General features: G+C 63.5%; 11 protein-coding genes and 4 tRNA genes. 11 read left to right on the top strand and 4 right to left on the bottom strand.

The window, feature by feature from the left end; translation table 11 throughout:
* Positions 1-329: 329 nt before the first annotated feature.
* Entirely contained in the window at positions 330-1160 is an 831-nt protein-coding gene (locus tag BCAL_RS12210; protein WP_052119105.1) for a DUF805 domain-containing protein, read from the bottom strand.
* Positions 1161-1426: 266 nt separating this feature from the next.
* Between BCAL_RS12210 and gltX the strand changes: the two genes are divergently transcribed.
* From gltX to BCAL_RS06355, 9 genes are all read left to right on the top strand, one after another.
* The gene (gltX, locus tag BCAL_RS06315; RefSeq protein ID WP_420796819.1) at positions 1427-2965 is read left to right on the top strand and encodes a glutamate--tRNA ligase; all 1539 of its coding nucleotides are present in this window, start codon (positions 1427-1429) and stop codon (positions 2963-2965) included.
* 179 nt (positions 2966-3144) lie between these two features.
* Positions 3145-4125 (top strand): LacI family DNA-binding transcriptional regulator, encoded by a 981-nt coding sequence (locus tag BCAL_RS06320; RefSeq protein WP_043165564.1) that lies wholly within the window; start codon positions 3145-3147, stop codon positions 4123-4125.
* A 183-nt stretch (positions 4126-4308) separates the two neighbouring features.
* The gene (locus BCAL_RS06325) at positions 4309-5520 is read left to right on the top strand and encodes an MFS transporter (RefSeq protein WP_043165561.1); all 1212 of its coding nucleotides are present in this window, start codon (positions 4309-4311) and stop codon (positions 5518-5520) included.
* Positions 5521-5596: 76 nt separating this feature from the next.
* On the top strand, positions 5597-6946 hold the full coding sequence (locus tag BCAL_RS06330; RefSeq protein ID WP_238549643.1) for a glycoside hydrolase family 27 protein: 1350 nt from the start codon (positions 5597-5599) through the stop codon (positions 6944-6946).
* 396 nt (positions 6947-7342) lie between these two features.
* Positions 7343-7415: transfer RNA gene (locus tag BCAL_RS06335), tRNA-Glu, on the top strand.
* Between the two features lie 38 nt (positions 7416-7453).
* Positions 7454-7525, top strand: a tRNA-Gln gene (locus tag BCAL_RS06340).
* 590 nt (positions 7526-8115) lie between these two features.
* Positions 8116-8188 (top strand) — tRNA-Glu (locus tag BCAL_RS06345).
* A gap of 39 nt (positions 8189-8227) precedes the next feature.
* Positions 8228-8302 (top strand) — tRNA-Gln (locus BCAL_RS06350).
* 186 nt (positions 8303-8488) lie between these two features.
* Positions 8489-9805, top strand: a complete 1317-nt coding sequence (locus BCAL_RS06355; protein ID WP_043164709.1) for a metallophosphoesterase — start codon at positions 8489-8491, stop codon at positions 9803-9805.
* 152 nt (positions 9806-9957) lie between these two features.
* Here BCAL_RS06355 and BCAL_RS06360 read toward each other — a convergent pair whose 3' ends face one another.
* On the bottom strand, positions 9958-10782 hold the full coding sequence (locus BCAL_RS06360) for an IclR family transcriptional regulator (protein ID WP_043164708.1): 825 nt from the start codon (positions 10780-10782) through the stop codon (positions 9958-9960).
* A 378-nt stretch (positions 10783-11160) separates the two neighbouring features.
* On the opposite strand from BCAL_RS06360, the gene leuC reads away from it, so the two are divergent.
* Together leuC and leuD are read left to right on the top strand one after the other, a co-directional pair.
* Complete coding sequence (leuC, locus tag BCAL_RS06365; RefSeq protein ID WP_043164707.1) at positions 11161-12564, top strand: 3-isopropylmalate dehydratase large subunit; 1404 nt, start codon at positions 11161-11163, stop codon at positions 12562-12564.
* Between the two features lie 121 nt (positions 12565-12685).
* Positions 12686-13378: a 3-isopropylmalate dehydratase small subunit gene (leuD, locus tag BCAL_RS06370; RefSeq protein WP_043164705.1), complete on the top strand. Its 693-nt coding sequence runs from the start codon at positions 12686-12688 to the stop codon at positions 13376-13378.
* Here the strand turns inward: leuD and BCAL_RS06375 are convergent.
* Entirely contained in the window at positions 13371-15089 is a 1719-nt protein-coding gene (locus tag BCAL_RS06375) for a PH domain-containing protein (RefSeq protein WP_043164703.1), read from the bottom strand. The genes leuD and BCAL_RS06375 overlap by 8 nt on opposite strands.
* Complete coding sequence (locus BCAL_RS12215; protein WP_052119023.1) at positions 15089-15610, bottom strand: PH domain-containing protein; 522 nt, start codon at positions 15608-15610, stop codon at positions 15089-15091. Before BCAL_RS12215 ends, BCAL_RS06375 begins: the two co-directional genes overlap by 1 nt.
* Positions 15611-15714: the final 104 nt, after the last annotated feature.

Genomic DNA, 15714 nt, shown 5'->3' on the forward strand with positions numbered 1-15714 from the left:
GTGCCTTGCCACTCAACGTGATATCTCATGAAAATCGCATTGAGTGGCACGATTTACTGCCGCTCAATGCGATTTTCGTCGATTTTGGCGTTGAATGGCAGTGACTCACGGGAGTCGCGCCATTTCGTAAGGGGCGCCTCTGAACGGAACGTTGAAAAATGGCCCTTTTGACGATCCGTCAACTTTGCTGCGAGGGTGGCGGGCGGAGGAGTCGTGCCGCTCAATGCGAAAATCGTCAGAAATCGCATTGAGTGGCACGGATTCCTGCCACTCAACGCGTTTTTCGTGAGATATCACGTTGAGTGGCACGAGCGACGTCGGACGTCGCGTCATACGGCGTCGAACCGCGCGCCTTCCGGCCTGCTCGGCGCCAGCATCAGCACGATGTTGACGATGACTCCAGCAAGAACCACGACGATGCCGACGAGGAAGGCGATGCCGCCGCCCACGCCGGCCGCCACATGCCCGCCGGAGCCGTCGGAACCGAGTGCGCCGAGCGCTCCGGACAGCGCGCTCGCGGCGCCGACGATGATGATGATCGCGCCGCCGAACCCCAGGGCGTATGGCATCGTGACCAGCCATCCCGGACGATTGGAGTCATGCAGCCGGCGTATCGCGATCGCGAATCCGGGAACCAGCGTGCCCAGCGTCCAGATCGTGCCGAGGAATCCGAGAGCGCCGTCGGTCGCATTGGCGAGGAATCGCAGCATGAGCGCGATGCCGAACGCGATGAGCATCCACCACCAGTATTCGCTGCGCGAGGCGCGGCCGGAGACCGTCACGTATTTCTTGAAGAACCGCAGGAACGCCTCCTGCGGCGGGCAGCCGTAATACGGCTGATGCAGCGGGGGAGCGTCGGTGCCGGGAGCGGTGCTGGTCCTGGCGTCGTTCGGTCCGAAGCCGGTTCGCGATCCCCTACGCGGTCCTCCTCGGTCCGTCCACTCGGCGTTGAACCCGCCGAAATCGTTGGGATTGCCATAGTTCGGATTGGTGTAGGTGGGGCCGGCATAGGCGGGGCCGGCATAATCGGGATCGGCGTATGGATTCGTGTACGTGCCATCGGGAGGGTATGACGGCGGCATGCCGTTCGCAGTGCCGCCCGCGTTGTCGTCCGGATCGGGGGAGCCGGAGGAGGAATCATGGGTGAATGGGTTGGTCATGGAAGCTTCCTTATCTGTGATTATCTGTGATTGAGTGATGATGTGGTTGGGTGCTGATGTTGTCGGATGATGGGGGGGGGTGCTTCGGCCGTGCCGGTCACCACGCTGTGCCCGGCGCGACCTTCCGCGCTCGCCATTGTTCCAGCCTGCTTGGCGCCGGGCAATCGGCGTCGCCTCCCATGTGGAACCGGTGGATAATCCGGTGGATGAGCGAACGCTGCGATCCCCGTGAGCGCTCCCGTTCCACGTCCCGCTTGCGCGGCAGAATGGAACCTATGACTGAAGCTGAAAATGCGAAAAACCATAAGCCCGAACTCCCCAAGGACGTTCGTGTCCGTTTCTGCCCGTCCCCGACCGGCACCCCGCACGTCGGCATGATCCGCACCGCCCTGTTCAACTGGGCCGAGGCGCGCGCCACCGGCGGCAAGCTCGTGTTCCGCATCGAGGACACCGACGCCGCACGCGATAGCGAGGAGAGCTACAACCAGATCCTCGAATCCCTGCGCTGGCTGGGCATCGACTGGGACGAGGGCATCGAGGTCGGCGGTCCGGACGGCCCGTACCGTCAGTCCGAGCGTACCGACATCTACAAGGACGTCGCCGCCAAGCTGCTCGAGGCCGGCTACGCCTACGAGTCCTTCTCCACGCCGGAGGAGATCAAGGAACGCAACATTGCCGCCGGCCGCCCGGCCGAGTTCGGCTACGACGGCTACGACCGCGACCTGACCGAGGAGCAGAAGGCCGCCTTCCGCGCCGAGGGCCGCAAGCCCGCGCTGCGCATCCGCATGCCCGATGAGGACATCGCCTTCGACGACCTCATTCGCGGCACCATCGAGTTCAAGGCCGGCTCCGTGCCGGACTACGTGATCGTTCGTCCGAACGGCGATGCCCTGTACACGCTGACCAACCCGGTCGACGACGCGATGATGAACATCAACGTCGTCCTGCGTGGCGAGGACCTGCTGAGCTCCACCCCGCGTCAGATCGTGCTCTACCGCTACCTCAAGGAGCTGGGCATCGCCAAGACCACCCCGCTGTTCGGCCACATGCCGTACGTGATGGGCCAGGGCAACAAGAAGCTCTCCAAGCGCGATCCGGAGTCCAACCTGTTCAACCACCGCGACGCCGGCTTCATCCGCGAGGGCCTGCTCAACTACCTCGCCCTGCTCGGCTGGTCCATCGCTCCGGACCGTGACGTGTTCTCGATGGACGAGATGATCGAGAAGTTCGACGTGCGCGACGTCAAGGCCAACCCGGCCCGCTTCGACCTCGACAAGGCGATCTCGATCAACGCCGAACATGTGCGCATGCTTGATCAGCAGGACTTCCTCAACCGTTCCGTGCCGTACCTCCACCGCGACGGCGTCGTCTCCGCGGACAACTGGGACGCGCTGACCGATCGCGAGAAGACGATCCTCACCGCGGCCGCGCCGCTCGTCCAGACCCGCGTGCGTCTGCTCGGCGAGGTCGCCGGCATGGTCGGCTCCCTGCTGTCCACCGACGAGTACCTCGAGCCGACCGACGATGCGCGCAAGCAGCTCAAGGAGTCCGCCGGTGCGGTGCTCGACCTCGCGATCGCCGCGCTGGAGGGCGTCTCCGAGGCCGATTGGAAGACCGACACCCTGCACGAGACGCTCAACAAGGCCCTCGTGGAGGATGGCGGCTACAAGCCGCGTCTCGCCTTCGGCCCGGTGCGTGTGGCCATGTCCGGCCGCCGCGTCTCCCCGCCGCTCTTCGAGTCGATGGAGATCGTCGGCCGCGACCTGACGATCGCGCGTCTGCAGGGCCTTCGCGCGCACCTGTGATCGCGTCTGATCGCGCATCATGAGAGGCGTCCGCCGCCATGTACCGACGTACTGGCTGCGGACGCCTTTTGCGTGATGTTGCCCATGCGTGTCGATACGCTTCAATATCGGTATTGAATCACGGCATGCGATCACGGCAGGGAATCAATGTCGTTGGTCGTCGATTGTTGAGGTGGACGATGGTTACCGCGAAGGATGTCGCGAAACGCGCCGGGGTCTCCCAGGCTACGGTCTCGTATGTGATGAGCGGCAGTCGTCCGATTTCCGAGGCGACGAAGCAACGCGTGCGCAAGGCCATGCGCGAATTGAATTATGTGCCCAATGTCAACGCCCGTTCGCTCGCCGGCGGCAAGACCGGCGTGATCGGTGTGGTGGTGCGCATGGATGAGGACACGGATATGGCCGAGCTGCGCCCGTTCCTAGTGGTGATCATGCGTGAGGCGCGTGCCCAGGGCTATAACGTCATGCTCATTCCGGCCGATGAAGGGGTTGATGGTCTGGACCGCATGGTGCGTCAGAGGATGGTCGACGGCATCATCGTGTTCGATATCGAGTGGCACGACAATCGGCTTGAGCGTATCGCGGAGATGGATATACCCACGGTGTTGTTCGGAAGTCCCGAGGATTCGCACGGGCTTGCCTGCGTCGATGTCGACTACCGCCGCATCGCCCAGTTGGCGGTCAATAACCTCGCCGAGCAGGGTGCCGAGCGCATTGTGGTGATCGGCGACTATGGTCGTGATGCCACGCGGTATCCCTTTTCCAAGTTCTTCGCCGGCGAGGCCCACGCGGTGGCTGCGGTGCTCGGCATGGCATGCACGGTGTTCGTGCCTCCGCAGGATGGGTGGCGTGGCATCTGGGCGTTGAAGGACGAGGTGGTTGATCTTTCTCGTGTGCATGGGGGAGTTGCTGTTCGCACCCCGCGGGCGTTGAACTACCTCCTGCAGTTGTGTGCCGATCTTGGGATCGTTCCCGGCCGCGATCTGTATATCGTCGCGGTGTATACGGATGATTACGCGCGTTCGCTGCCCAGGCCGGTGTCGAATGTGGATCCCGTGCCTGGGGAGATGGCCCGCAAGGCCGTGGATGGCATTTTCGCCCAGCTGCGTGGAGAGCGTATCTCCGATCAGCTGTTGCTGCCCCATGTGACGATGCGTTGACGGTTGATGCGATGTGAGACCGTCGAATAATTATTGATGCGCTTCAACACGCCGTGTTGCGTGATGCTTGCTCTCGTTCTATCTTTATTTATGCGCTTCAACATTGATACGCATAAACGGCGGTGTTATGCAGAGTTGCAGTGTCGATGCTGAAGGTGTGAACGTACAAGTCAAGGAGCAATCATGACTGCGGAAGTCAAGAAATATGGGCTCAATGTGCAGCTGGCCGTGTTGGCCGTGTCGCTGCTGCTGACGAGCTTCAACATCATCAACGGCATCCTGCCCCAGATCCGCGATGGCCTGCATGTGTCCAACGCGGCAGCCGAGCTGCTGTCCACCACGCCCTCGCTCACCGCGCTGGCGACATTGCTGATCAGCCCGGCATTGGCGAGGTTCTTCGGGCTCAAGAACGTGATCGGCGCCGCCGTGCTGCTGGTCGGCGTCTCCGGCATAGTGCCGATGTTCGTCAGTAACTACACCGTCATCCTGGTTTCCCGTGGCGTGCTGGGTCTTGGTCTCGGCCTGTACAACTCGCTGGCTGTCACCATCATCCAGGTGCTGTGGTCGGGCGACACCCGTTCGACGCTGCTGGGCATCCGCGGCGCGTTCGAGAACATCGGCCAGATGATCCTCACCGCCCTGGTCGGTGTGCTCGCCTCCTCGTTCGGCTGGCAGGGCTCCTTCTCCGCCTACATTCTCGCCTTCGCCGCGCTCGCATGGTTCTGGGTCGTCGTCCCGGACGTCAAGCTCAACGATCAGGAGGGTGATCAGTCCGATGACGTGAATGGCGATATGTTCGCCGAGAAGTCCAATGTCGTGATCCTGACGCTGTTCGTGTTGTTCGCCGCGGGCTACTTGGTGGCGATGCAGTCCGGCTTCGTGCGCTGGGCCGCCGTCACGCAGGAGGCTCTGGGCGCGGACTTCAACACGTCCACGATCATGTCCGTCGGCGTGGCCGCCGGCATCGTCTCCGGCTTCGGCTTCGGCGCGCTCAACAAGTTCCTCGGCGACATGAACACCCTGTACTTGGGTATCTTCATCGAGGCGCTGGGCTGCTTCTTCCTGTACTTCGCCAACGGCAGCTACGCGCTGCTGGTCGCGTCGATCATCTGCTTCTACCTGCCCGGGCCGATCCTGGGTCCGTGGCTGTTCAACCAGCTGCCGAAGTACGCGAAGAAGTCGCAGCAGGCGTTCTGGTCCACCGCCATCATGATCGGCTTCCACGTCGGCAACTTCCTCGCGCCGATCGTCATGACCGCGATCGAGGCGGTGTCCGGTTCGAAGGATCTGGCCGTCTCGTTCCTGCCGTTCGGCATCGCCCTGCTGCTGATCATCGTCGGCGTGTTCGCCTACACCCACATGCCCCACAAGTCCACGTCCGCCGTCAAGGCGTGACTTTCATTCCTGCGAATGGTGCGATGCTCGTCCAAGGGCGTTGCGCCCTGTCGAAATCACGAGAAAGGCGACGATCATGACGGCGACAAGGCCGGCGATGGGCTGGAACAGCTGGGATTCCTATGGGACCTCGGTGAACGAGGACATCGTGATGAACAATGCGCGATACATGCGTGACCACCTGCTGGAACACGGATGGGACACTTTGGTACTGGATGCCGGATGGTTCGATCCCACGGTCCGTGAAGGTGGGTGGAAGGACCGCACCGGCGAAGCCTTCGGCGCTGGCGATCGATTTGTGCTCGACCGATATGGTCGGCAGATGCCCGATGCCCGCAAGTTCCCGTCCGCCGCGGACGGCCGGGGGTTCACCACGCTTGCCGCAAGACTGCACGATATGGGGCTGAAGCTCGGCTTCCATCTGATGCGCGGGATTCCGCGTCAGGCGGTCGAGGAGAAGCTCCCCATCGAAGGCACTTCTTACACGGCCGATCAGGTGGCGGATACCTCAAGCACCTGCGTGTGGAACGAGGACAATTACGGTCTGAACCTTGACCATCCGGGTGCGCAGGCGTGGTATGACTCGCAGCTTCGTCTCTATGCGTCCTGGGGCATCGACTATCTCAAGGTCGACGATATGCAGAATCCGTTCTACGAGCGTGAGATCGCCGCGTTCGGCAAGGCGGTGCGCGATTGCGGCCGTGACATGTTCCTGTCGCTGTCTCCTGGCGGCAACATGTCGACGCGCTATGTCGACTTCCTGCGCCAGTACGGCGATTCATGGCGCATCTCGGAGGATCTGTGGGACAGCTGGCCGTCGCTGCTGGACCAGTTCGCCAAACTTGCCCGATGGGCCCCGTATCAGAGCGACGCCGGTTGGGCAGACGCTGATATGCTCCCGATGGGGCGCATCGGCATCTGCGCCGAGCGCGGCGAGGATCGTCAGGGCCTGCTTGGCGTCGAGGAGCGCAAGACTATGCTGACCCTGTGGTCGATGGCCCGTTCGAATCTGATGTTCGGTGGCGATCTGCCGACTTCCGCTCCATCGACGTTGCGCATGCTTGAGAACGATGCTCTTGAGGACGTCACCGCACACACTGTGAACAACACGGAGGCCAAGCGCGAGCGCATCATCGGCACGGACGGGGATGAGATCGTCTGGGCCGCGGATACCACTGGCGGGTCCGTCCGCCCCGGTAGCGTGTACGCCGCATTGTTCTGGACGGGCAGCGCCGCGCATGAGGTGACGATGCAGGTGCAGGGCATCACAGGCCTCGGCCACGCTCCCTCGGAGTGGCGTATCGTCGATCTGTGGGATTCGACGGGATTCGCGACCGGCAAGGCCTTCGTTGACGCCGATGGCGTACTCCGCGCGACCGTCAGGCCCCACGGCGTCGTCTGGGTGGCTCTGGAGCCGGTTGCCTGATTCAATCCATTGTGAGGTGTTGGGAATGCTTGGGCGAACGGGTCCATGTTGGCTGGTTCGTCCCGGGCAATTCCCGATGGGAAGATGCCGTGCCGCGCGCGGCTGTGTAGATGCAGGGCATCAGTAGGATTGCTGATAATTCATCAGTAGGGGTGCGCAAGGCCTTCTGCTGATTGGTGTTTTGATGTGCTGCCTTGAGGTGGTCTGCGACTTGGGGTTTGGGGATCACGGTGACGTCTTTGGGGGTGTACGCGACCGCATGCAGCCGTGCGCGACCATGTGCGACCGCGTGCAGCCGTGCGCGACACGCCGTGATTTGCTTGATGCTTGACTTTCCCGTAAATTAACTTTTCGTTGCGCGGCGGGTTCGCCTCGCAGCCAGTGAAAACTGAATATGCCCCCATCGTCTAGCGGTCTAGGACTACGCCCTCTCACGGCGCCAACACCGGTTCAAATCCGGTTGGGGGTACTTGGCACTTACAGTTAGCCTGTAGATGCTTGCCAAATTGGGATGTGGTGTAATTGGCAACACAGCTGATTCTGGTTCAGCCATTCTTGGTTCGAGTCCAGGCATCCCAGCGAAGGAACCCTCGCCAGATGCGAGGGTTTTTCTGTATCTGGTCTGACCGTACCTGGTCGCTTTTCTTGGGCATTGACGCCTGCGGCAAGAGCTGTCTGTCTGGTTGTGTCACTGATCTCTCGCCAGGGTGCCCCTTGGCGAGAGATTGGGGTCATGCTGCGTTGGGGGACTCTCGCGGAACTGTTCTTGGTGAGAGGTCTCCGGTGGCTTGTGACCGTTTTGTCTCGCGGGGAGGCTCCTTGGCGAGAGGTTGTGGCCATGCCGTGTCGGAGAACTCTTGCGGAACTGTTCTTGGTGAGAGGTTTCCGGTGGCATGTGTCCGCTTTGTCTCGCTGTTGACCTCCTCGGTGAGAGGTTTCCGTCAGACTGGTTGTGGTCTCTCCCGCTGGGGTGGAGTAGTGGGGTGATCGGTGGGGCAGTGGGTGGTTAGTGGGTGGTCGGCGGCCGTCAGTGGGTGATGTGGTGACCGGTGGCGGTGCGAAACGTTGGAAATGCTGGCGACACGCCGTGACTTGCGTCATCTGGGTATGCCGCGTATATTAATCACCTGTTGCGCGGTTCGCCGAGCAGCCAGTGAAAAACTGAATATGCCCCCGTCGTCTAGCGGTCTAGGACTACGCCCTCTCACGGCGCCAACACCGGTTCAAATCCGGTCGGGGGTACGAAGACGCACAGCTCACAAGGTTGTACGCCTGCCAAATTGGGATGTGGTGTAATTGGCAACACAGCTGATTCTGGTTCAGCCATTCTTGGTTCGAGTCCAGGCATCCCAGCCAATGACCCTCGCGGAAAGCGAGGGTTTTTTGTTTTCAGTGCGAGTGTGCGGTGTGCGCGGCGTGCGTTCGCAATGGGAATGCATCGTAACAGGATATGCAGTAGAAATACATGAAATACATACAGTGCGATGGAAAATGCGTCGTGGGAAATATACGGTTAGCCGAATCATCGCTACAGTGGGGGATATGACGGAAACACAGCGTGCGCCCGAAGGGTTGTCTTCAAAGCCGAGGATCAGGCCGGCGGAGGCGGGGGAGACCCGACCTCTGTCCATATCGGCGCGTCTTGGGCGCTTGCAGTTCCACACCTCCGGCAAGTTCCGCGTCCTGCAGGTCGCGGACATCCAGGCCGGCGCGAAGGTCGCGAAGGACACCATCCGCCTGATCGGGGCGAGTCTCGATGCGGTGCGTCCGGATCTGGTCGTCTTCACCGGCAATCAGATCGCCGGATATGACCCGGCGTTCGCGCCGACGTTCCGCAAGCGTCGCTGGAGCCCCGCGAACGAGTTCGACGACGCCGATGCCGCGGCTGAGGCGATGTCACGCACGCGCGACCTCGTGCAAAGCGCGATCGGGCAGTTCCTGCAGCCGCTGATCGACCGCAAGGTGCCGTTCGCGGTCACGTACGGCAATCACGATTTCCAGTGCGGGCTCGACAACGCGGAGCTCGACGCGATCTACCGCGGGTTCCCCGGCTGTGTGAACCCGACTCCCGGGGTCGAGGCCGACGTGTTGCCCGTGGATAGCCTGCTGCATGATCAGGTGGTGTATCCGCATGCGGTGGGCACGTTCGCGCTGCCGGTCGCTGACCCGGACAACAAGCGTACGGTGCTGGGGCTGGTCATTCTCGATTCGGGCGATTACGTGCACGGCGGCGGGTTCTCCGGTCCGTCCGAGGACACGCTCGGTTTCCTGCGTGAGGTGCCGAGGCTGATCGGGGCGAAATCGGGGGTGTTCCAGCATCTGCCGTTGCCCGAGTACTACGGCCTGCTCAAGCCGGTCTCGTCGACCACGGCGTACGCGATGCAGGGATACCGTGGTCACGCTTCGCAGTACTACGTGCTGGACGAGGAGAAGGTGCGCCCCGGCGGGTATCTGGGCGAGGGCATCAGCTGCCCGGACGAGTCGGACGAATTCGCGATCCTGTCCGAGCGGGATGCCACGGATGCGCCTTTGTATATAGGTGTGGCGACCGGACACGACCATCGCAACGGGTTCGTCGGTGAACTGGATGGCGTGCTGATGACCGCGACGCCGACTTGCGGATTCGACACCTACGGCCCGGCGCCGGCCAAGCGGGCGACGCGACTCATTGAGTTCGATATTCGTCACCCGTACGAGCCGCGCACGCAGCTGCTGGAGTTCGGCGAGCTTGTCGGCAAGCCGAGCTCGAAGAAGGCGTACACGTACGCGCTCAACGCCAAGCCCCCGCAGGAGGGGGAGGGCGACGATCTGCTGCGCAAGCCGTCGCTGTGGGCGCAGATCAAGGGGCTGTTTAGCTAGGCCTTCTCTGGTTTTGTCCCGGACTTTCTCTCCCCCAGTCAGCTTCGCTGACAGCCCCCTCGTCAGAGGGGGCCGAGCCGTGGGGCATGACCGTCACGTGGGCGGTCGGCGACAGCCCCCTCGTCAGAGGGGGCCGAGAGAAAGGAATCGGCTCAGCGGCCGGAGGAGGCCTTGATCAGAGCCTCGGTCAGGTACTTGCCGGCGGCCATGACCAGCGGCGCGTAGCGGCGGCCGGGGGCGTTGCCCATGCGTCCGGACGGGCCGGAGATCGAGATCGCGGCGATCACCTGGCCGGAGGCGTTGCGGATCGGCGCGGAGATCGAGCACACGCCCTCCTCGCGTTCGTTGACCGACTCGGACCAGCCGCGCTTGCGCACGGCGGCGAGCTTGGTCGCGTTGAACTTGGCGTGGCGAAGGCCCTGATGCATGCGCTCGGAATCCTCCCAGGCGAGCAGGATCTGGGCTGCGGATCCGGCCTCCATCGACAGCATCGCGCCGACGGGGATCGAATCGCGCAGGCCGGAGGCGCGTTCCACGGCTGCGATGCAGACGCGCTGATCGCCCTGACGGCGGTAGATCTGCGCGGATTCGCCGGTGCGGTCGAGCAGGGTCTGCAGGATCGGGCCTGCGGCGGTCAGGAGACGGTCCTCGCCGGCGGCCGCGGCCAGTTCGGCGAAGCGGGAGCCGAGCACGAAGCGTCCGTGCTGGTCGCGCAGCACGAAGCGGTGGCGTTCCAGTGCGATGGCGAGGCGGTGGGCGGTCGGTCGCGCCAGTCCGGTGGCGGCGACGAGCTGGCCGAGCGTGGAGGGGCCGGTTTCGAGGGCGTCGAGAATCTTTACGGTTTTGTCAAGTACGCCGACGCCGGAGTGTACCTCGCCGTCGTTCTGCTCGGCGGTCTCCGAGGTCGGTTCTTCGGCGGGGATCTGTTCCGCGAGCGGCGTTTCGGCCACGGTGGGGTCTGCGCTTGTTGAAGTCATAATTGCCGTTTATACCATCTCACATAGTGAAATGCCAAATCGAGGAGGTGTCTCACGAGGTGAGCTTTGCATTGCGGGGGTATGGAGAAGGGGAAAACGACGACTCGTCAGTGAAAACGCACAGCGGAAAAGTGCGGATATGGCGAGGCATGATAGGCGATTCGGGCCTGGAATCAAGCATTTGATCGAATTGCGGAAGGATGTCCGTGTGCGATGTCTCATCGACGCAATCCGTCGCACGTGTGCGAATGCGTGGCCACATCATGTATCTCATAATCCGGCCGGAATGTGATCGCCCTCAGAGCCGCCGCATAGTCTATTACCACGAACAAAGCGCAAAAGCAATACCTAGCGCGAAGAAAATTAGGAGGAATCCTCATGGGAACGACACTGGCCGAGAAGGTCTGGGCCGATCATCTGGTACGGAAGGGCAGCGATGGAGCGCCCGACCTGCTGTACATCGACCTGATGCTCATGCACGAGGTCACCAGCCCGCAGGCGTTCGAGGGTCTTCGGCTGGCGGGACGCAAGCCGCGCCACGTCGATCAGCTCATCGCGACTGAGGACCACAACACGCCGACGGTCGACATCGACCGTCCGAACCCGGACAAGACGAGCGCCCTGCAGCTGTCGACGCTCGAGAAGAACTGCAAGGAGTTCGGCGTGCGTCTGCACCCGCTGGGCGACGCCGATCAGGGCATCGTGCACGCGTTCGCCCCGATCCTGGGCCTCACCCAGCCGGGCATGACCATCGTGTGCGGTGACTCGCACACCTCCACGCACGGCGCGTTCGGCGCGCTCGCGTTCGGCATCGGCACCTCCGAGGTCGAGCACGTGATGGCCACGCAGACCCTGTCCTTGAAGCCATTCAAGACGATGGCGATCAACGTCAACGGCAAGCTGCCGGCCGACGCGACCGCCAAGGATATCATCCTCGCGATCATCGCGAAGATCGGCACCGGCGGCGGCCAGGGCTACGTCATCGAATACCGCGGCGAGGCGATCCGCGACCTGACGATGGACGAGCGCATGACCGTGTGCAACATGTCCATCGAGGCCGGTGCCCGCGCGGGCATGATCGCCCCGGACGAGACCACGTTCGAATACTTGAAGGGCCGTCCGCACGCGCCGGAGGGCGAGATGTGGGATAAGGCGGTCGCGTACTGGAAGACGCTCAAGACCGATGACGACGCCGTGTTCGACAAGGTCGTGGACATCGACGCGACCAAGCTCGGCCCCTACGTGACGTGGGGCACCAACCCCGGTCAGGGCCTGCCGATCACCGCGAGCGTGCCGGAGCCGGACAAGATCGCCGACGCCACCAAGCGCGCCGCCGCCGAACGCGCGATCAACTACATGGGTTTGAAGCCCGGCATGCCGATCAAGGACATCGCCGTGGACACCGTGTTCATCGGATCGTGCACCAACGGCCGCATCGACGATTTGCGTCAGGCCGCCGCGATCATGAAGGGCCATCACAAGGCGAAGAACATCCACCGCGTGCTCGTCGTGCCCGCCTCCTCGCGTGTGCGCCTCGAGGCCGAGCGCGAGGGACTCGACAAGGTGTTCGAGGACTTCGGCGCCGAATGGCGCAACGCCGGCTGCTCGATGTGCCTGGGCATGAACCCGGACAAGCTGGTGCCGGGCGAGCGTTCGATCTCGACGTCGAACCGCAACTTCGAGGGACGTCAGGGCAAGGGTTCGCGCACGCATCTGGCGTCGCCGGCCGTCGCCGCCGCGACCGCCATCCGCGGCACGATCTCGTCGCCCGCCGACCTGTGACCCGCTGATCCATCGACCATCGACTCCGACTTCGTAAACTTCGCATCGGCCCCCTCCGCGGTCCACTCCGACGAGGGGCTCCCGGCAGAGCCGGGTGGGGGAGACCCCGAAAGGACAATTCATGGAAAAACTCACCACTTTGACCGGCGTGGGCGTGCCGCTTCGCCGCTCCAACGTCGACACCGACCAGATCATCCCGGCCGTGTTTTTGAAGCGCGTCACCAAGACCGGCTTCGATGACGCGCTGTTCTACGCGTGGCGCCGCGACCCCGAGTTCGTGCTCAACAAGCCCGAATACGCGGGCAAGGGCCAGATCCTCGTCGCCGGCCCGGAGTTCGGCATCGGCTCCTCCCGTGAGCACGCCGTGTGGGCGCTGCACGACTACGGCTTCCGCGTGGTCATCGCCCCGAGCTTCGCCGACATCTTCTACGGCAACACCGCCAAGAATGGCGTGCTCGCCGCGATCATGCCGCAGGAGAGCGTCGAACTGCTGTGGAAGCTCCTCGAGGAGGAGCCCGGACGCGAGATGACCGTCTCGCTCGAGGATCGCACCGTGACCTGCGGCGACGTGACCCTCCCGTTCGAGGTGAACGACTACACGCGCTGGCGTCTGATGAACGGCTACGACGACATCGACCTGACGCTCCAGCACGAGGACGACATCGCCGCCTACGAGAAGATGCGCGCCGAGAGGTTCCCGTTCAAGCCCAAGACCCTCCCCGCCAAGCACCTGCCCGAAGAGCCCATCGCCTCCGCCCGCGAGCCCAAGGATCAGGAATGGGCCGGCCCGTTGGCCGATCGCGGCATCATCTAGCCGCAGGCCGGGTGAGCCAGGCGTCGAGGGTTTCGGCGTCACTTCGGTGAAGGAATGTGAACCGTAGGGCGGAGATGCCGTTCATCACGAACAGCGGCATCTCCGCCTTTTCGATGCCGCGCGGTTCACGCCACGGCGTCGTCGACCGGGTGATCGACTGGACGCGCGATCGTCGGGTCGTCATCGCGAACGTGGTCAGTCCCTTGGCTCCCGTCACGAGGATGCGATGGGGCAGCGGCTCGGACGAATCGGACGAATCGGACGAGCAGAACGCATCGGGTCGATCGGGCAGGATCGCGTACCCCTCGGTGCGCGACTTCAGTGCGCGGCAGGCCGTCCAGTACGCGCCGATCGCCAGCGGCACGATGAACAGCCATCGGGATGGTGCGCCGCTTATCGTCACCATCACACCGGTGCCCACTGCTGCGGCCGCGACGAGGGCGACGACGATCGGCGTCGTCACGTAGTAGCGCAGCAGTCCGCGGCCGGTGCGATGGATGGGCTCCGTGGCGTCGCCGGGTTCGCGCGGGTCCCATTCGGGCAGCATCGCGGCGAGGACGTCGTACACGCGCGAGGTGCCGATCACCGGCAGAATGCGGGCCGCGGAGATGCCGCTCTCCTCGCTCTCGCCGCTGACCGACGAGGAAAGCCCCAATCCCACCGAACACAGGTGGAACGGGCGACGCAGCAGCGACTGGCGTACGACGATCGACTGGATGCGCGAGACCGGGATCGTCGTCGTACGGCGGGTGAACAGGCCGCGCACGACGACCAGATCGTCGCCGCGACGCCACACCTCGAACCCATAGAACCGCAGCAGCGACGTGACGACGCTGACGACCATCAGCACGATCACGCAGACCAGCACCAGCATGACGATCGAGATCACACCCCGCGCCACGTAGTCGCCGACCGACCGCTCCGCGGTGCGCACCCAGTCACGCGGCAGCATGTCCTGCAGATTCTGCACGAACCCGAACACGACGAACGCGGCCGCGATGAATCCCAGATCGGTGACCGCGAACAGCGTGATGTCCCGCACCGAGGCGCGGAAGACGGGGGCGTTGCTTTCCGGGCGCGCGTCGGATGGCAGAACTGGGGATGACTGGGATGGGGATGGCGTGACGAGTGACGAAGTGGATGGGACGGCGGCCGCAATCGACGGTGAACCCTGTGTGACTGCGGTTGATGTGGTCCCGGCGGTGATCGCCTCGCCCGTGCGCGCCTGAGCCCGCAGACGCTCCAACTCCAGCTGCAACGCCGCGGGCACCGCATCAAGCGTGATGTCGGTATCAGTCGCACCCGCGGCGGACACGGTCAGCTGCACGATGCCGAACGGCTGCATGTACACCGGCGACGAACTGCTGATCGCATGGATGCTGCCATAGCCGATCGTGCGGTTCTTGCGGAAGAACAGTCCCGAGCGGAACTGCAGCGAGTCCACGCCAAGCCGATATCTCGTCGACGCCCATCGGATGATCGGCTGCGCGAGCGTCAACGCCACGGCCGCCACGATCAGCGCCCACGTGCCCCATGACATGGATCGCCCCTCCATCAGCAGCCGGAACACCACCAGCAGCGAGATGAACGTGCTGATGATCGCACGGATCGACTGAACCAGCGCGACGAGCAACCCCAGCGGATGCAGCATCCGCCATCCGTCGGCATGTGCGCCGGAGCGCGCTTCGGCAGGAGTCCCGAACGCACCCATCACAGGTTATCCTTCGCGCTCGCCACACGCTCGGTGATCAATGCCACCACGCGTTCGGCCTCGGCCGTATCCAACGCCTCGATCTCCACCTCGTCGGCGGCCGTATGCACGACCACCGTGGTCAGATTGAAGTGACGCAGCACCGGATTCTGCTTCGTATCCACATGCTGCACGCGGTTGTACGGCACGGCGGTCGACTTGCGCAGCAGCCATCCCCTACGCGTGCGCAGATCACGCTCGCCGATACGGAACCGGTAGAACGTGTACGCGTACTTCGTCTGCAACGGCTGGAACGCCAGATCCAGCACGGCGTACGCGGCGAACAGGCCCACGATGAGCCGTTGCCAGAATCCCCACCAGCCGTTCGCCACACAGACCGCGACCACCACGCCGCATACCGCCAGTGCGATCACACAGCTGATCGCCTCGTTTACGAGCCACGCCGTTCGCGTGCGGCCGGGCAGCGATCGCCAGTTGTCGTCGCAGCCGTCAGTGCCGGAGCCTTCCCCAAGTTCGTTCATATGGCCCACTGTATCCGAGCGAGCCGTCTCCACGGCGGCACTGTACACAGATGTCGACCTGATACCGCCCGGCTGGACGAACGACGTTCGATGCGGTTGAGTGG

This window comes from Bifidobacterium callitrichos DSM 23973 (assembly GCF_000741175.1).
Lineage (GTDB): Bacteria > Actinomycetota > Actinomycetes > Actinomycetales > Bifidobacteriaceae > Bifidobacterium > Bifidobacterium callitrichos.